This is a genomic window from Promicromonospora aerolata (assembly GCF_042682255.1).
Classification (GTDB): Bacteria; Actinomycetota; Actinomycetes; order Actinomycetales; family Cellulomonadaceae; genus Promicromonospora; species Promicromonospora aerolata.
The window spans coordinates 2648094-2665507 of sequence record NZ_JBHUHF010000001.1; the positions used below are offsets into that span (position 1 = coordinate 2648094).

General features: G+C 73.0%; 16 protein-coding genes. 3 read left to right on the plus strand and 13 right to left on the minus strand.

Annotation, left to right across the window (positions count from 1 at the left end):
• Positions 1–42: 42 nt before the first annotated feature.
• On the minus strand, positions 43–1479 hold the full coding sequence (gene pdxR, locus ACFSL2_RS11950) for a MocR-like pyridoxine biosynthesis transcription factor PdxR (RefSeq protein WP_377198066.1): 1437 nt from the start codon (positions 1477–1479) through the stop codon (positions 43–45).
• Positions 1480–1547: 68 nt separating this feature from the next.
• Between pdxR and ACFSL2_RS11955 the strand changes: the two genes are divergently transcribed.
• On the plus strand, positions 1548–2546 hold the full coding sequence (locus tag ACFSL2_RS11955) for a DMT family transporter (RefSeq protein WP_377198067.1): 999 nt from the start codon (positions 1548–1550) through the stop codon (positions 2544–2546).
• On the opposite strand, the gene ACFSL2_RS11960 is transcribed toward ACFSL2_RS11955, so the two are convergent.
• The 11 genes from ACFSL2_RS11960 to ACFSL2_RS12010 all read right to left on the minus strand — a co-directional run bounded on the left by ACFSL2_RS11960 (position 2488) and on the right by ACFSL2_RS12010 (position 14013).
• Complete coding sequence (locus ACFSL2_RS11960) at positions 2488–3234, minus strand: response regulator (RefSeq protein ID WP_377198068.1); 747 nt, start codon at positions 3232–3234, stop codon at positions 2488–2490. The two genes, ACFSL2_RS11955 and ACFSL2_RS11960, sit on opposite strands and share 59 nt — an antisense overlap.
• Complete coding sequence (locus ACFSL2_RS11965; RefSeq protein WP_377198069.1) at positions 3231–5756, minus strand: DUF4118 domain-containing protein; 2526 nt, start codon at positions 5754–5756, stop codon at positions 3231–3233. Before ACFSL2_RS11965 ends, ACFSL2_RS11960 begins: the two co-directional genes overlap by 4 nt.
• Positions 5757–5760: 4 nt before the next feature.
• On the minus strand, positions 5761–6381 hold the full coding sequence (gene kdpC, locus ACFSL2_RS11970) for a potassium-transporting ATPase subunit KdpC (protein ID WP_377198070.1): 621 nt from the start codon (positions 6379–6381) through the stop codon (positions 5761–5763).
• Between the two features lie 22 nt (positions 6382–6403).
• Entirely contained in the window at positions 6404–8593 is a 2190-nt protein-coding gene (gene kdpB, locus ACFSL2_RS11975; protein WP_377198071.1) for a potassium-transporting ATPase subunit KdpB, read from the minus strand.
• Positions 8590–10254, minus strand: a complete 1665-nt coding sequence (gene kdpA / locus ACFSL2_RS11980; protein ID WP_377198072.1) for a potassium-transporting ATPase subunit KdpA — start codon at positions 10252–10254, stop codon at positions 8590–8592. Before kdpA ends, kdpB begins: the two co-directional genes overlap by 4 nt.
• A gap of 5 nt (positions 10255–10259) precedes the next feature.
• On the minus strand, positions 10260–10352 hold the full coding sequence (locus ACFSL2_RS11985; protein ID WP_377198073.1) for a potassium-transporting ATPase subunit F: 93 nt from the start codon (positions 10350–10352) through the stop codon (positions 10260–10262).
• Entirely contained in the window at positions 10349–10486 is a 138-nt protein-coding gene (locus ACFSL2_RS11990; protein ID WP_377198074.1) for a hypothetical protein, read from the minus strand. Before ACFSL2_RS11990 ends, ACFSL2_RS11985 begins: the two co-directional genes overlap by 4 nt.
• Positions 10487–10698: 212 nt before the next feature.
• Entirely contained in the window at positions 10699–10866 is a 168-nt protein-coding gene (locus tag ACFSL2_RS11995; protein ID WP_377198075.1) for a hypothetical protein, read from the minus strand.
• Between the two features lie 356 nt (positions 10867–11222).
• Positions 11223–11630: a TFIIB-type zinc ribbon-containing protein gene (locus tag ACFSL2_RS12000; protein WP_377198076.1), complete on the minus strand. Its 408-nt coding sequence runs from the start codon at positions 11628–11630 to the stop codon at positions 11223–11225.
• 77 nt (positions 11631–11707) lie between these two features.
• Positions 11708–12901: a TFIIB-type zinc ribbon-containing protein gene (locus tag ACFSL2_RS12005; RefSeq protein ID WP_377198077.1), complete on the minus strand. Its 1194-nt coding sequence runs from the start codon at positions 12899–12901 to the stop codon at positions 11708–11710.
• Positions 12902–12903: 2 nt separating this feature from the next.
• On the minus strand, positions 12904–14013 hold the full coding sequence (locus ACFSL2_RS12010; protein ID WP_377198078.1) for an SPFH domain-containing protein: 1110 nt from the start codon (positions 14011–14013) through the stop codon (positions 12904–12906).
• A gap of 210 nt (positions 14014–14223) precedes the next feature.
• Here ACFSL2_RS12010 and ACFSL2_RS12015 point away from each other — a divergent pair, with 210 nt between their 5' ends.
• Positions 14224–14607, plus strand: a complete 384-nt coding sequence (locus tag ACFSL2_RS12015) for a universal stress protein (RefSeq protein WP_377198079.1) — start codon at positions 14224–14226, stop codon at positions 14605–14607.
• Positions 14608–14663: 56 nt separating this feature from the next.
• On the opposite strand, the gene ACFSL2_RS12020 is transcribed toward ACFSL2_RS12015, so the two are convergent.
• Positions 14664–15572 (minus strand): ketopantoate reductase family protein, encoded by a 909-nt coding sequence (locus ACFSL2_RS12020; RefSeq protein WP_377198080.1) that lies wholly within the window; start codon positions 15570–15572, stop codon positions 14664–14666.
• A 675-nt stretch (positions 15573–16247) separates the two neighbouring features.
• Between ACFSL2_RS12020 and moaA the strand changes: the two genes are divergently transcribed.
• Positions 16248–17402: a GTP 3',8-cyclase MoaA gene (gene moaA / locus ACFSL2_RS12025; RefSeq protein WP_377198081.1), complete on the plus strand. Its 1155-nt coding sequence runs from the start codon at positions 16248–16250 to the stop codon at positions 17400–17402.
• Positions 17403–17414 lie beyond the last annotated feature (12 nt).

Genomic DNA, 17414 nt, shown 5'->3' on the forward strand with positions numbered 1-17414 from the left:
GCATGAATCATTTCCTCGGCGCCCGGTGAACGGCTCCGCCAATCAGTCGATACTCCGCTTGATGCGCCGTACCGCCTCGTGCAGCCGGTCCGGCGTGTTGGCGGCGTAACCGATCACGAGGCCCGACGGTCCGGCGCCGACCCGGTGCGCCGAGAGCGGCTGCACCCGGACCCCTTCCTCAGCGGCACGTCGGACCACGGCGGTGTCGTCGATGCCGGGCACCGTGACCAGGAGGTGCAGCCCGGCGGCCACCCCGTGGGCGGTGCTCGCGGGCAGGTGGACGGCGAGCGCCGACAGGAGAGCGTCGCGCCGAGCCCGGTGGCGCCGTCGGACCTGGCGCAGGTGCCGCTCGAAACCGCCCGAACCGATGAAGTGCGCCAGGGCGAGCTGCGGCAGCGCCGGGCTTCCGAGGTCGGTCCAGTACCGCGCCTCGACCAGCTCAGCCCGCAGCGCGGCGGGCGCGAGCAGCCAGCCGATGCGGATGGCCGGGGCCAGCGACTTGGACACGCTGCCGAGGTGGACCACGTGGTCGGGCGCGAGCGCGCGCAGCGCCGGGACGGGCGGCCGGTCGTAGCGGTGCTCCGCGTCGTAGTCGTCCTCGATGACCAGTCGCCCCGGTCCGGGGCCGTGGCCCGACGGCGGTGCGGCGCGTGCCCAGGCGACCAGCTCGCGGCGTCGGTCCGGGGCGAGCACCACCCCCGTCGGGAACTGGTGCGCCGGGGTGACCACGACGGCGTCGACGCCCGCCCGGCCGAGCGCGGCCACGTCGATGCCGTGCTCGTCCACCGGGACCGGGACGGGCTCGAGGTCCCACCGCCGCAGGTGCTCGCGTGCGCCGAACGAGCCCGGGTCCTCGAACCCGATGCAGCGGGTGCCGCGGGCTCCGAGCGCGCGGGCGAGCAGCATGAGGCCCTGGGAGACACCGTTGACCACGAGGATGTCGTCCGGACGGGCACGCAGCCCTCGGGTGCGCGCGAGCCAGCCGGCGAGGGCCTCGCGCAGTGCGGGCAGGCCGCGCGGGTCGCCGTAGCCGAGCTCGTCGGATGCCAGCCCGGCCAGGGCGGACCGTTCGGCACGGGCCCAGGCGGCGCGCGGGAACGCCGACAGGTCGGGCAGGCCCGGTGACAGATCGATGAGCGAGGCGGTCGGCTCCACCCCCGCCGGGCCGGAGGGCAGGCGTTCCCCGGACCCGACGACACCCGGCGGGGCTGCTGCCGGAGCCCACGCCGCGCGGACCGTGGTGCCTCCGCCGTGGTGACCGGACAGCAGGCCCTCGTCCGTGAGGCGCCGGTAGGCGTCGACCACCACGCCGCGGGAACAACCCAGCTGACCTGCGAGGACGCGCGTCGCCGGCAGCCGGTCGCCCGGCGACAGGCGGCCGTCGGCCACCGCGCTCCGCACCGCCTCGGCCAGCCAGGCGGTCAGGCTCCCGCGTCCGGCGTGCGTGGGGTCGAGCTGAAGAAAGTCGGCCCCGACCATCTTGGTCTCCTCGATCGACGTGAACTTGGCTCTGTCAGATATACCAAGTTGCGGCCAGGCTCGCCCTCATGACGACGAGAACACCGTGGGCGACGGATAGTGGCCGGCCCGCTGCGACGCCGGCACGGAGCGCGCGGCCATGGACCGGGCCCTGGTACGCAGGCCTCGGGATGGCACTGGTGGGCAGCCAGGTGGCGGTGTCGGGCCTGCTCGCCGATGCTCCGCTCTTCGCGGTGCAGGCCCTCCGGTACACGCTGGCGGCCGCCACCCTGGTGCTGGTCCTGCGGCTGACCCGCCAGACCGTTCCCCGGCCCCGCGGCCGGGAGTGGGCCTGGCTCGTGGGGGTGGCCCTGAGCGGGCTGGTGCTGTTCAACGTGGGTGTGGTGCGCGGCGTCGCGCACGCCGAACCGGCGGTGATCGGTGTAGCGGTCGCTGCCGTCCCGATCCTGCTGGCCCTCCTGGGCCCGCTGCTCGGCGGGACCCGGCCGGCGCCGCTCGTGGTGGTCGCGGCGGTGGTGGTGACCCTGGGTGCCGCCCTGGTGACCGGCGGTGGGCGTACCGATGCCGCCGGGCTCGGCTACGCGCTGCTGACGCTGCTCTGCGAGGCCGGGTTCACGCTGCTGGCGGTGCCGGTGCTGCGCCGCCTCGGACCGCACGGTGTGTCGCTCCACGCGGTCTGGATCGCGGCGGCGGCTCTCTGGGTGCTGAGCCTGACGACGGAGGGCCCGGGCGCCGTCCTGACCCTCCGACCGGAGCACCTGCCCGCCGTCGCGCACCTCGCGCTCGGGGTCACGGTGGTGGCGTTCCTGCTCTGGTACACGGCGGTCGGCCGGATCGGCCCCGGACGGGCCGGGCTGTTCACCGGCGTGGTCCCGGTGGCGTCGGCGGTGGGCGGCGTACTGCTCGGCGGGCCGGTACCGGGACCGGTCGTGTGGGCGGGTGTCGCCGTCGTGGTGCTGGGCGTGGTGCTGGGGATGCGGACGAGGTCCGGACCGGATGCCTTGGCCACTACGAACCTGGGGCAGCCGGCTCCGCCTCGAACCGGTATCCAGCTCCCGGGTGGGTGAGGATGTGGCGCGGGTGGGACGGGTCCCGCTCCAGCTTGCGCCGCAGCTGCGCCGTGTAGACCCGCAGGTAGTTGGTCTCGGTGGAGTACGCGGGGCCCCAGACCTCGTGCAGCAGCAGCTTGCGGTCCACGAGCCGGCCCCGGTTGCGCACCAGCACCTCCAGCAGCGCCCACTCGGTGGGGCTGAGCCGCACGTCGGCACCGGCCCGCGAGACCTGCCGACGGGCCAGGTCGATCCGCAGCTCGCCGGCCGTCACCACGGGCTCCTCCGGCCGGACCGGTTCCGCCCGGCGCACGGCGGCGCGCAGCCGGGCGAGCAGCTCGTTCATCGCGAACGGCTTGGTCACGTAGTCATCGGCACCCGCGTCCAGGGCGTCGACCTTGTCATCACCGAGCTGGCGCGCCGACAGCACCACGATCGGTACCCGCGTCCAGCCCCGGATGCCCTCGATCACGTCGAGCCCCGCCATGTCGGGCAGGCCGAGGTCGAGCAGCACCACGTCCGGCCTGGCTGACGCCACGGCGTCCAGGGCCGCCCCACCCGTCGGTGCCGTGGTCACGTCCCAGCCGTGCGCCCGCAGGTTGATGGCCAGGGCGCGGGCCAGCGCCGTGTCGTCGTCCACCACCAGCACCCGGTTGCCCGACGCTGCCGACGCCCGCTCCGCCCCACCATCCGACTCATCCGTCACGGGCTCATCCCATCACGCTCGGCGTGCCGGGCACGCGGCAGCGTCAGCACCATCGTCAGGCCGCCGCCGGGAGTGTCCTCGGCGGCGATCCGGGCGCCGACGGCGGCCGCGAGGCCCGAGGCGACGGCCAGCCCGAGGCCCAGCCCGTCCACGCTGGTGTCGTCGAGGCGCTGGAACGGTTCGAACATCGTGGCCTTGCGGTCGTCGGGCACGCCGGGACCGGCGTCGGCGACCCGCAGCTGCACCGAGTCGTGCGCCGCGGACGCCGTGACCAGTACCTGCGCACCGGCCGGCGAGTGCCGCACCGCGTTCGAGACGACGTTCGCCACCACCCGCTCGAACAGGCCGGGGTCGGTGCGCACGAGCGGAAGGTCCTCGGGCACGTCGAGCGCGAGCTGCGACAGCCACGGCTCGACGGCGATCGGCACCACCTCCTCCAGCGACGCGGCCCGCAGCACGGGCCGCACCGCACCGGTCTGCAGGCGGGACAGGTCCAGGAGGTTGCCGATGAGCCGCTCGAGGCGATGGGTCGAGTCGGCGATCGTCGCTGTCAGCGTGTCGCGGTCCTCCCGGCCCAGCTCGACGTCGGGCGAGGCGAGCCCGTCCACGGCCGTGCGGATCACCGCGAGCGGCGTGCGCAGGTCGTGCGAGACGGCGGCGAGCAGCGCCGTGCGGGTGCGCTCCGTCTGCTCCAGCACCTCCGCCTGGGCCGCCTGCTCGCGCAGCCGCCGGTGCTCCAGGACGATCCCCGCCTGCGCCCCGAACGCCTCGACCACCTGCCGGTCGCTCGCCGGCAGCACCCGTCCGGCCAGGCGCAGCCGGTGCCGGTCGTCGATCGCCACCTCGGTCACCGGTGCGTCCGGGGCAGGCTCGGAGCCCCGCACCTCGTGCGCCACGACCGTCCAGGGTGCGCGGCCCCCGGCACGTTCCTCCAGCCGCACGTCGGCCATCGCGAAGGTCTGCGCCAGGCGCTGCACGATCGCCTGCGCCGTGTCCTGCCCGGAGAGCACCGAGCGCGACAACGCGGCCAGCGTGGACGCCTCGGCGCGGGCCCGGTAGGCCTGGGTGGTGCGCCGCGCCGCGAGGTCGACCACGGACGCCACGGCGATGGCGACCACCACGAACACCGCCAGGGCGAGCACGTTCTCCGCCTCGGCGATCGTCCACAGGCCGACCGGTGGCGTGAAGAACCAGTTCAGACACAGGTTCGAGACGATCGCGGCCACGACGGCGGGCCACAGGCCGCCGATCAGCGCCACCCCGACCACGCCGGCCACCAGCAGCATGGCCTCGGTCGCGAGGGCCACCTCGTCCCGGCCGATCAGCAGCAGGACCGCCGTCAGTATCCCCGGCAGCGCGAGGGCCGAACCCCACCCCGCTGCCCTGCGCCCCGGCGACAGCGACGAGTAGCGCGACCCCACCCCGGTGCCCACACGCGCCCGCTCGTGCGTCACGAGGTGCACGTCGATGGCGCCCGACAGACGCGCGATCTCCGCGCCCGAGGACCCGAGCAGCGCCTGCCGCCACACGCTGTGCCGGGACACGCCCACCACGATCATGGTCGCGTTGACGCCGCGCGCGAAGTCCACGACCGCTGACGGCACGTGCTCCCCCACGACCGTGTGGAACGTCCCACCGAGCGACTCGACCAGCGCCCGGTGCGCCCCGATCGTGGCCGACGGCGTCGTCGGCAGCCCGTCCGTCGGCAGCACGTGCACGGCCAACAGCTCCGTGCCGGCGGCCCGCTGGGCGATACGCGCACCCCGGCGCAGCAGCGTCTCCGTCTCCGGGCCGCCGGTGACGGCCACGACGATGCGCTCGCGGGCCGGCCAGGTGCCGTCGATCGCGTGGTCGGCGCGGTACCTGGTCAAGGCGTCGTCCACCCGGTCGGCGAGCCACAGCAGGGCGAGCTCGCGCAGCGCCGTCAGGTTGCCGACGCGGAAGAACGACGACATCGAGGCGTCGATCTGCTCCGCCCGGTACACGTTGCCGTGGGCGAGCCGGCGCCGCAGCTGCTGGGGCGAGAGGTCCACGAGCTGGATCTGGTCGGCGTCCCGCACCACCTGGTCCGGTACGGTCTCCCGCTGCCGCACGCCGGTGATGGCCTCGACGTCGTCGGTCAGCGACGCGAGGTGCTGCACGTTGACCGTGGTGACCACGTCGATGCCGGCGTCGAGCAGGTCGTGCACGTCCTGCCAGCGCTTGGCGTGCCTCGACCCCGGGGCGTTGGTGTGCGCGAGCTCGTCCACGAGCACCACCTGGGGCGCCCGGTCCAGCACCGCCGGCACGTCGAGCTCCGTGAGCGTGGTCCCGCGGTGCTCGACGAGCCGCCGCGGGACCGTCTCCAGGTCCTGGATGCGGTCCGTCGTCGCGGCACGGCCGTGGGTCTCGACGAGACCGATCACGACGTCGGTGCCCCGCGCGCGGCGCCGGCACGCCTCGTCGAGCATGGCGTAGGTCTTGCCCACGCCCGGGGCCGCCCCCAGGTAGACGGTGAGGCGGCCCCGGCGTCCGGTGGTCATGGCTTCAGTGTGCGACATCGAGGGCGAGGTTGAGCTCCAGCACGTTCACCCGCGGCTCACCGAGCACACCGAGGTCGCGTCCGGCGGTGTGCTGCGCCACCAGGTCGGCCACCTCGGCGTCGGGCACGCCGCGGGTCCGCGCCACCCGGGCGACCTGGATCGCGGCGTACGCGGGGCTGATGTGCGGGTCGGCGCCCGAGGCCGACGCGGTGACGGCGTCCGCGGGCACGTCGGCCGGGTCCACGCCGTTGGCCGCGGCGACCGCGGCCCTGCGCTCCTCGATGGAGGCGACCAGGTCCGGGTTGAGCGGGCCGAGGTTCGACCCGCCGGACGCGAGGGTGTCGTACTCCCCGGCCGACGGCCGTGGGTGGAAGTACTCCGCACCCGTGAAGCCCTGGGCGACGAGCGCGGAGCCCACGGCCTCGTCGCGCGAGGTGGTGGGGGCGCCGTCGGACCGGACGAGCGACCCGTTGGCCTGCCAGGGGAAGACCGCCTGGCCGACGGCGGTCATCGCGAGCGGGTAGGCCAGCCCCGTCACGAGGGTGAGGGCGAGCAGCATGCGCAGCCCGGCCATCGCGTGGCGGGTCAGCGTCGCGAGGTCGCTCGCCACTGTGGTCGTTGCCATGTCAGTTCCTTTCATCTCCGGGCTACAGGCCCGGGAGCAGCGAGACGACGAGGTCGATGAGCTTGATCCCGACGAACGGGGCGACCAGGCCGCCCAGGCCGTAGACGAGCAGGTTGCGCCGCAGCAGGGACGACGCCGACGCCGGCCGGTACCGCACACCGCGCAGCGACAGCGGGATGAGCGCGAGGATGATCAGCGCGTTGAAGACGACGGCCGAGAGGATCGCCGAACCAGGGCTGGCCAGCCGCATGACGTTGAGCACCTCGAGCTGCGGGAACACCGGGATGAACATGGCGGGCAGGATCGCGAAGTACTTGGCGACGTCGTTCGCCACCGAGAACGTCGTCAGCGCGCCGCGGGTGATGAGCAGCTGCTTGCCGATCTCCACGATCTCGATGAGCTTGGTGGGGTCCGAGTCGAGGTCCACCATGTTGCCCGCCTCCTTGGCGGCGGACGTGCCGGTGTTCATCGCGACCCCGACGTCGGACTGGGCCAGCGCCGGGGCGTCGTTGGTGCCGTCCCCGGCCATGGCGACGAGCCTGCCGCCCTCCTGCTCACGGCGGATCAGGTCGAGCTTGTCCTCCGGTGTGGCCTCCGCCAGCACGTCGTCCACCCCCGCCTCGGCGGCGATGGCCCGCGCGGTCACCTGGTTGTCGCCGGTGACCATCACCGACCGGATGCCCATGGCGCGCAGCTGGTCGAACCGCGCACGCATGCCCTCCTTGACGACGTCCTTGAGCCGGACCACACCGAGCACCCGAGCCGGCGCCTCGCCCACCTGCTCGGCGACGACGAGCGGCGTGCCGCCCGCCCGGGACACGGCGTCCACGTGCGCCGCCAGCTCCTGGGCGGCCTCGGCGGAGACCCGCGTCCCCGTGCTCCGCACCCAGGCCTGCACGGCGCTGCCGGCCCCCTTCCGGATCCGCACCCCCGACGTGTCAGAGCCCCGAGTGACCTGAGCTTCTGGCGCGGGGGCGGGGAGGTCCACACCCGACATCCGGGTCTGCGCCGTGAACGACACCAGCTCGGCTCCGGCAGGCAGGCCCGCCCCACCCGTCGGGTCCCACGAGTCGACCAGGTCGACGATGCTGCGACCCTCCGGCGTCTCGTCCGCCAACGACGCGAGCCGCGCCGCCGCGGCCAGCTCGCCCCGCGTCACCCCGCCCACCGGCAGCACCTCCGTGGCACGCCGGTTGCCGTACGTGATGGTGCCGGTCTTGTCGAGCAGCAGCACGTCGACGTCACCGGCCGCCTCGACCGCACGGCCCGACATCGCGAGCACGTTGCGCTGGACCAGCCGGTCCATCCCCGCGATCCCGATGGCGCTCAGCAGCGCACCGATCGTCGTCGGGATCAGGCAGACCAGCAGCGCCACCAGGACCAGCAAGGACTGCCGCGAACCCGAGTACACGGCGAACGGCTGCAGCGTCGCGACCGCCAGGAGAAAGACGATGGTCAGCGACGTGAGCAGGATGTTCAGCGCCACCTCGTTCGGCGTCTTCTGGCGCTCGCTGCCCTCCACCAGGGCGATCATCCGGTCCACGAACGTGGAGCCGGCGGGCGCCGTGATGCGCACGACGATCTGGTCGGACAGCACCACGGTGCCACCCGTGACCGCCGACCGGTCACCGCCCGACTCCCTGATCACCGGTGCCGACTCACCCGTCACCGCCGACTCGTCCACCGACGCGACGCCCTCGATGACGTCCCCGTCACCCGGCAGGGTCTCCCCCGCCACGACCACCACGACGTCCCCCACCCGCAACGCCGACGACGGCACCTCCACCGTCGGCAGCAGGTCCAGCCGCGAGCCCGACACCAGCGTGTCCTGCGGTGCCGTGACCTTGCGCGCCGTCGTCTGCCGCTGCGTGGCACGCAGGGTCGACGCCTGTGCCTTGCCGCGCGACTCCGCCACCGACTCGGCGAGCGTCGCGAAGAACACCGTCGCCCACAGCCACACCGCGACCCACGCGGCGAACACGCCCGGCTCGACGACCGCGAGGACCGTCGTCACCAGCGCGCCCACCTCGACCACGAACATCACCGGGGACGCGGACAGCACGCGCGGGTCCAGCTTGCGCAGGGCGCCCGGGAGCGCCGCGCGCAGCTGCGCCCACGTCAGGGTGCGCGGAGCCGACCGCGTGGAGCGGTGCCGGGTTCCGGCGGGTTCCTGGGGAGGAGCGGCAGGCATGCTCCGGGTGTCGATGGTCATGACAGAGACTCCACAACGGGACCGAGGGACAGGACAGGGATGAAGGTGAGCCCCACGACGACGACCGCCACCGCGGCCAGCAGACCCGCGAACAGCGGGCGGTGCGTCGGCAGCGTGCCCGACGTCGCCGGGACCGTCGTCTGGCTCGCCAGCCGGCCGGCCAGCGCCAGCACCAGAGCGATGGGGACGAAGCGCCCGGCCAGCATGGCCAGGCCCTGCGCCACCTCGTAGAAGGGGGTGCCCGTGCTCAGGCCGGCGAACGCCGACCCGTTGTTGTTCGCCGCCGACGCGAACGCGTACAGCACCTCGGACAGGCCGTGCGGACCCGGGTCCTGGACGCCCGCCAGCCCCGGCTCGACGACGACGGACACCGCCGTGCCGACCAGGACCAGCGCGGGCACCGTCAGCACGGACAGCGCGACGATGGTCATCTCCGGACGACCGATCTTCTTGCCCAGGTACTCCGGTGTGCGACCCACCATCAGGCCGGCGACGAACACCGCGACCACCGCCAGCAGGAGCATCCCGTACAGACCGGCACCCACCCCGCCCGGCGCCACCTCGCCCAGCAGCATGTTGAACAGCAGCATGCCGCCGCCCGGCGCCGTGAACGAGTCGTGCATCGAGTTCACCGACCCCGTCGACGTCGCCGTCGTCGACACCGCGAACAGGGCGCTCCCGGCAGGGCCGAACCGGGTCTCCTTGCCCTCCATGGCGCCGCCCGCGGCCTGGGGCGCGGCACCGGGCCCGGACATCTCGGCCCAGGTGGTCAGCGCCAGCGACACCGCCCACAGGCCGGCCATTACACCGAGGATCGCCCAGCCCTGGCGCCGGTCGCCGACCATGAGGCCGAAGGTCCGGGGCAGGGTGAACGGGATGACGAGCAGCAGGAAGATCTCGACGAGGTTCGTGACCGGCGTCGGGTTCTCCCAGGGGTGCGCCGAGTTCGCGTTGAAGAAGCCTCCGCCGTTGGTGCCGAGGTTCTTGATCGCCTCCTGGGAGGCGGCGGGGCCGCCCAGCATGTGCTGGGTGGCCCCTTCCACCGTGGCGACCGCCGTGTGCGGGTCCAGGTTCTGGATGGCGCCGCACGCCATCAGCACCGTCCCGGCGACGACGGAGAGGGGCAGGAGCACGCGGACCACGCCGCGGGTCAGGTCGGACCAGAAGTTGCCGACGCGGGCGTCGGTGCCGGAGCGGGCGAAGCCGCGCACCAGCGCGATGGCCACCGCGATGCCGACAGCAGCCGAGACGAAGTTCTGGACGGCGAAGCCGGTCATCTGCAGCAGGTGTCCCGCCGCGGCCTCGCCCGAGTACCACTGCCAGTTGGTGTTGGTGGCGAAGCTGACGGCGGTGTTCCAGGCGCCGGCCGGGTCGATCCCGGAGAAGCCCAGGTTCCACGGCAGGTACGCCTGGAGCCGCTCCAGGCCGTACAGGAGGAGCACGGAGACGAGCGAGAAGCCCAGCAGCGACATCAGGCACGTGGTCCAGCGCTGCTCGGCGTCCGGGTCCACGCGCACCGCGCGGTACCAGAGGCGCTCGACCCGAAGGTGGTTCGGGCTCGTGTACGTGCGCGCCAGGTACGCACCCAGCGGTACGTGCACGGCGGCGAGGGCGGCGACCAGCACGAGGACCTGGGCCACCGCCGAAAGAATCGGGGTCACGGCGGTCACCGCGTCCGGTCGGCGCGGATCAGCGCCACGAAGAGGTACGCGAGGCCCGCGAGGGTGAGCACCAGGCCCACGAGGTCGAACGGGTTCACTTCCGCCTCCCCAGGGGGTCGACGGCGGGTGCGGGCTCGTGCGCGGCGGGCTCGTGCGCGGCGGCGCGACGCGCCACCAGGGCCACCGCGGCGAAGAACGCCACGGTCAGGAGGATGAAGGCCAGATCGGTCATGACTCCGGTCTATGCCCGACGGCGCCCGGTGGCGGGGCTCTTTGACGGAACGTTGACGCCGGCTCCGGCGACCCTGACACCCCTCTGACGGCCCGAGAGGCGCTGGAGGCAGTGCCTACCGCGCCAGGACCGGACTCGCCGCAGACACCTTGCGGGCCACCTCGATCGCGCCGGGCTGACTGCCGTCGGAGAGCGCCGAAAGGGCCACGTGATCAGACCGGCTGGTGCACCACCAGCGTCGCGTCCGGCCCGAGGACCTCCCGGGCCCATGCGGTGTAGCCCGGCGTCACCAGCATCATGATGGCACCCGCCGCCCGCTCGCGGGCGAGCTCCAGCTTGCGCGGTCCGAGCGCCGCGACGAGCCGGCGACCGGCAGGCACCGGCACGCCTGTCGCGTCCAGCTCGTCGAGGAACGCGCGCAGCCCGGCCAGCGGCCGAGCCTTTCGCTGGGAAGCACCGAAGCCGGCGACGAACCGCGCCGCCTCGCCGTCGTCCAGGAGGTCGACGAGGTGGGCGACATCCGCGACTCCGTGCAGGTCCAGCGGGATGATCCCCGGGGCGACCGACGCCTTCTCCGTCGCGCTAATACCTCAACCAAACCTGAGGTCAACCATCCGGACGGGATGAGAGTCGGTGGCCGGGGCGGGGCAGCAGACGACCCCAACACCATGCACGCAATCCTCGGCGTGTCGCGTGCACGGTGTTGGGGTCGTCCGACCGATCGGGGCCGGATGGCTCAGAAGTCGAAGAGGTCCTCCAGGAAGGACTCCTTGCGCTTCTTCTTGTAGCGCGGGTCGTAGCGGCGGTCACCGTCGTACCGGCGGTCGCCGTCGTACCGGCGGTCCCGGTCGTAGCGACGGTCGTCGTCGCGGCGGCGGTCGTCGTAGCGGGGGTCGTACCCGGGCTGCGGGGAGCCGTAGGGACCTGCCTGCACGGGGTTCGGCACGGGCGGTGCGGCGGGCGCGGCAGGAGCGGGCGCCGCCGGCCGGTTCTCCGCGGCGATCTCGGTCTCGACCGAGCGATCGATGACCTTGTCGAGCTCACCACGGTCCAGCCACACGCCACGGCACGTGGGGCAGTAGTCGATCTCGATCCCCTTGCGCTCGGACATGACGAGCGTGGTCTGGTCGATGGGGCACAGCATCGTAGTGGTCTCCTTGCGGTCGTCGTCTGCCGGTCACCCAACGGACGGGCCGGTCGTACGGTTCCGAAGCGCCCGGATCAGGCGCCCGGATCCGCGTCGAGCCCCACGCTCTCACGAGACCCTGGATCGCCCAACAGCGCGAGTCCCGAGTAGACGGTGGTCGTCGCGCCGCCGTCCTGGGCCGCCACGACCGCCCAGACGATCGCCGCGATCAGGGCGAGGCCGGCGAGTACAGCGAACGTGATCTTCCAGGCCGACCACGGGCGCTGGCCCACCACCTCGGCGGTGCGCGCGTTGACCAGCACCTGGAACGCCTTGCCGCCGTACAGGTACGTGGCGATCCACGCCGGCAGGAGCAGGAGCTTGTACGTGACGTCGGAGTAGCCGGTATCCACGTGGTGCACGCGCTGGACGTCGCCGCCGATGTCCCGCTCGCAGTCGTTCTCGATCACCGGCGCCATCTTCTGCTTGGCCACGTCCAGACCGGCCTCCGGCTCGACGTCGTACCGCAGCGTCTCGTAGCCGGCCAGGTAGTCGGGCTGGTACTGCGCGGCCTGGTCCAGCGGCCACGGACTGAGCTTGGCCAGGTGCTCCGGCATGACGCGGCCGGTCCCCGCGACGAGCACGTCGTCGAAGGCGCGCGCCACCGTGCCCGCCGCCGGGTACCAGCGGGTCTTCTGCACCTGGCGCGTCCGAGTCTGGCTCCGTCCCTCCGAGTCGGTGGTCGTGTAGGTCTCGGTGACCCAGTAGTGCTCACCACGCTGCCCCGTATAGCTGGACCGGGTCTGCGCGTCGAAGGTCCAGTGCGGCAGGTAGACGCCGTGCGCCTGCTCCGCCGACACGACCTTCTTGAGGGCCGACGGCGCGAACCACCGCGAGCGCACCCACTTCCGCAGCGCGCCCTGCATGGTCGGCCGGTCGACCGCGAACGGGAGCACCGCCTCCGGTTCGACCAGGCCGAGCGCCTCGACCTCCGCGACCATCGGCGATCCGCAGAACCCACAGTTCTGCGACAGGTGGTCGCTGGTCGTCATGGCGCCGCACGTGTCGCAGCGGTACTCGTGCGCGGCCGGGGCGGCCGGGCGCGGCGTCGCGGCGAGGCTCGCGAAGTCGTGCTCGCGCACCTCGCCTTCGGCCGTGACCCGCTGTGCGTGCCCGCAGTAGGGACAGATCAGTGTTCCGGTCCCGGCGGCGAACTTGACGCTGGCCCCGCACTGCTCGCACGGGTAGGAGTGGTGCGCGGTCGTGCCGCCCTCGGTGAGCTCCGCCATCCTCAGGTCCGGGGCGGGAGGGGCGGCGGGGTGGCGCCGAGGTGCTTCGCGACGTCGGGTACCGACGAGGCCGGCTCCCAGCCGGCCATCCCGGCGCGCCAGATCAGCGTGCCCGGCGTCAGGGTGCCGGCCGCGGCCTGGGCGGCCAGCGCGGCGTCGTCGAACGGGCCGGTCTGTGCGCCGCCGTTGCCGAGGTACCAGCCGGGCAGCGGCGGCGGCCCCGCCGCCGGAGCAGCCGCGGGGGCAGGCTGGGCGGGCGGCACTATCGCGTTGCCGACGGACTGCCCGAGTCCCATGCCGATCACGGCGCCGGCGCTCCCGCCGCCGTCGGCCGCCGCCTCCATCGCCTGGCCCGCCTGGAACTGCTGGAAGGAGGCCATGCTGCCGACGGTCCCGGAGGAGACGATGCCCATGGACGTGCGCTTGTCGAGCGCCTCCTCGACCTCGGGCGGCAGGGAGATGTTCTCGATGACGAAGTTGGGCACCGAGATGCCCAGCTCCGCGAGCTCCTCGGTCAGCTTGGCGGCGAGCTGGTCGCCGAGGGCCGCGTGGTGGGCCGCGAGGTCGATGACGGGGATGCCCGCGGACGCGAGCGCGCTCGCCAGGTGGCTCACGACGTTCTGGCGCAGGTACTCGTGCACCTCGTCCGTGCGGAACTGCGGGTCGGTGCCGACCAGCTCGCGCAGCAGCCGCTGCGGGTCGGTGACGCGGGCGGCGAACGCGCCGAAGGCACGCAGGCGCACCATGCCCAGCTCTGGGTCCCGCATCATCACGGGGTTCTTGGTGCCCCACTTCAGGTCCGTGAACTGGCGGGTGCTGACGAAGTACACCTCGGCCTTGAAGGGCGAGTGGAAGCCGTGCTTCCAGCCTTTCAGCGTCGACAGGACCGGCAGGTTCTGGGTCTCGAGCGTGTACGTCCCGGGCTCGAACACGTCGGCGATCAGGCCCTCGTTGACGAAGACCGCGGTCTGCGACTCGCGCACGACGAGCCGTGCGCCCATCTTGATCTCGTTCTCGTAGCGGGGGAACCGCCACACGATGGTGTCCCGCGTGTCGTCGAGCCATTCGACGATGTCGACCAGCTCGCCCTTGATCTTGTCCAGCAGGCCCATGCCGTGCTCCCTCGTTCTCTACCTACCCGGCCGCTCGCTCGGACGCCGCAAGCACTGGGACCCTACAAGTCCGGCGCTGCCGGCGAAACGAAAAGCGGTGCCCGACGGCGTATCACGTGGCAGCGGACGACTGCCACGACCCCTGACATGTGAGAGAGTTTCACCAGCAGGGGTGACACCCGGCGAACCTGTCCGGAGGTGCAAGGACCGATGACCGTCCTCGTGGCGTACAACGAGTCACCCCAGGGTGAGGCCGCGATGCGTGCCGCCGTCACCGAGGCGGTGCGGCGCCGGCAGGAGCTCGCCGTTCTCGTGCTCACACCGCAGGTGGGCGCGGCCGTCCCCGCCGCGCTGGCGCACCTGCTCGACACCGTCCCCGGTACCGTCTCGGTCGCGCCGATCGTCTTTCGCTCCGAGCAGGCCGACGTCGCGGACGCGATCGTCGACCAGGCCGAGGCCATCGCGGCGGACCTCGTGGTCATCGGGTCGCGCAAGCACTCGACCGTCGGCAAGTTCCTCGTCGGGTCGACGACGCAGCGGGTGCTGCTCGACTCCCCGGCCCCGGTCCTGGTGGTCAAGGCCGGCTACGCCTGACCCTGCTCTGGTCTACCCGCGTGGTGCGGTTCGCGTGAGTGCGGGGGGCTGGCCGGTCAGGACGGGCGGTCGCCGTCCGCGACCAGGGTGCCGATCCGGGCGATGACGTCGTCCAGGACCGGGGTGGCGATGCCATGGGCGGCTGCCCGACGACGCACGGCACCACCGATGGCATCGAGCTCACCCTCCCGCCCGGCCTCGACGTCCGCCTGCAGCGACGAACGCATCGGCGCCGGAAAACCGCTCAGGATGCCGTGCAGGTCCTCGCCGGTGGTCGGCACGCCGTCGGCGGTAGCGGTCGCCGCGATCTCGGCCAGGAGATCAGAGGTCAGCTGGGGGTCGCGGGTCAGCGCGTCACCGATTCCGGTCGACCCGGCCGACGTCAGCAGGGCGAGCGGCGCCAGGAACCGCAGCTTCTTCCACAGCACCTCGGCGTCGGTCCCGCCGGTGGTCACCTCGATGGGCGTGTCCCGCAGGGCGGCCACGACGCCGATCCTGGCGGCGTCGTCGGGCACGACCGTCCGCAGCAGGGTGCCACGGTGCCGCACCAGGGCCGGCCCGAAACCGCCCGCACCGGTGCGCAGCGTCTCCCCCGCGATGGTGGCGCCGACGACCCGCACCCCGGGCAGCGCCGACCGCAGCACCTCCAGGTGGTCCAGACCGTTGAGCAGCGACAGCACCTCGGTGGGCGCGGTACCGGTCAGCAGTGCGGCGGCGTCGTCCACGCCCTCGGCCTTGACCGCCACGACGACCCGCGCGCCGGGCGGCACCTCCGTCGTCGCGACCAGCGGAGCGTGCCACGTCCCGTACTCGTCGGTCCGGACGTCCAGACCGTGCTCCGTGATCTGCCGGGCGGTCTTCTCCCGGGCGACCACGACGACGTCGTGCCCCGCCCGCTGGAGCATGGCGGCGACCAGGCCGCCGATCGCGCCGGGACCGATGATCGCGATGAGGTTGTCAGCCATGGGCCCCATCGTAGGCGGGCGCCGGCCGGGTCCGGTCGCGGGCCGACTGCACGAGACGCCGGGACCTGCGGCGACGGCATCGGTGTCGGCATCCGAACCGCCGAACCGCCGGATAGTCCGGACCTCGGCCGCCGAACCGCAAGTCGTTGGTCCATTCCGGCTCCGGGCGACACACATCTTGCGGCTCGACGACCGATGTCCCAGCTAACGTGCGGCTCGACAATCGACGTCCTAGCTAACCTGCGGCTCGACAATCGACGTCCTAGCTAACCTGCGGCTCGACAATCGACGTCCTAGCTAACCTGCGGCTCGACAATCGACGTCCTAGCTAACCTGCGGCTCGACGCCGAACCGCACGTTAGCCAGAGCACCAGTCGCCCAACCGCACGCAGCTGGTCCATCGCCGCCCTGAACGGCACGAATGTTGCGGCTCGGCACTCAGCACCACACGAATGTTGCGGCTCGACGCCGAGCACCACACGCAACTTTCGGATCGGCCCCGTCCGACAGCCGCCGTACACCCCTCACGTGCGGCTCGGCTACCACTGAACCACCCCGACCGCGCCCAGCCCCACCCACCAACCCCACACCACCAACCCCCCACCACCAACCCCGCCCGAAATCGTCCCGCGGAACACACCCGAGCCGCCGGCGGCACTGGTCTAGTCTCGAGGCATGACTGCTGTCACGCTCGGGATCCCGTCCGTGCGCGGTGTGCCGCGGCGGGCTGCCACGCCGGCCGGCAAGCCCCGCCCCGAGACCCCGCTGCTCGTCGACCGGTACGGGCGCGTCGCGCGCGACCTGCGTGTCTCCATCACGACGGCGTGCTCCCTGCGCTGCACCTACTGCATGCCCGCCGAGGGTCTGCCGCTGGTGCCGCGGGACGAGCTGATGACGCCCGAGGAGATCGGCCGGCTCGTCGGCATCGGCGTGCGCGACCTCGGCATCCGCGACATCCGGTTCACCGGCGGCGAGCCGCTCATGCGGCGGGACCTGGAGCAGATCATCGGCGCTGCCCGGAGCGCCGCCGACGACGCGACGGCCTCCGTCGCGGCGGACACGACGGACGTGCCCACGGCCTCCCGGCCGGCTGCCGAGCGCGTCCGCATCGCCATGACCTCGAACGCGCTGGGCCTCGACAAGCGGGTGGACGCGCTGGTCGCGGCAGGGCTCGACCGGATCAACGTCTCGCTCGACACGGTGGACCGCGAGGCGTTCGCGGCCCTGACCCGCCGGGACCGCCTGGACGACGTGCTCACGGGAGTCCGCGCCGCGCTCGCCGCAGGGCTGGCGCCGGTCAAGATCAACGCCGTGCTGCTGCCCGAGACCCTCGCGGGCGCCGCGGACCTGCTCGCCTGGGCCGTCGAGCACGGCTGCAACCTGCGCTTCATCGAGGAGATGCCGCTCGACGCGGACGGGCAGTGGACGCGCGACGACGTCGTGAGCGCCGCTGACCTGCTGAACCGGCTCGGCGAACGGTTCACTCTCACGCCTGCCGGGCGCGAGGACCCGTCCGCTCCGGCCGAGGAGTGGCTGGTGGACGACGGTCCGGCCACGGTCGGGATCATCGCGTCGGTGACCCGCTCCTTCTGCGGGGCCTGCGACCGCACCCGGCTGACCGCGGAGGGCACCGTCCGGTCCTGCCTCTTCGGCAACGAGGAGACGGACCTGAAGGCCCTGCTGCGCAACGGTGCGACGGACGACGAGGTGGGTGACGCGTGGCGGGCCGCCATGTGGGCGAAGCCCCGCGCGCACGGCAGCGACGCGGTCGAGCTGGCTGCGGACGCCTTCGCCGACACCACGCGCAGCATGGGCGCCATCGGCGGCTGAGCCGCCCCGCGC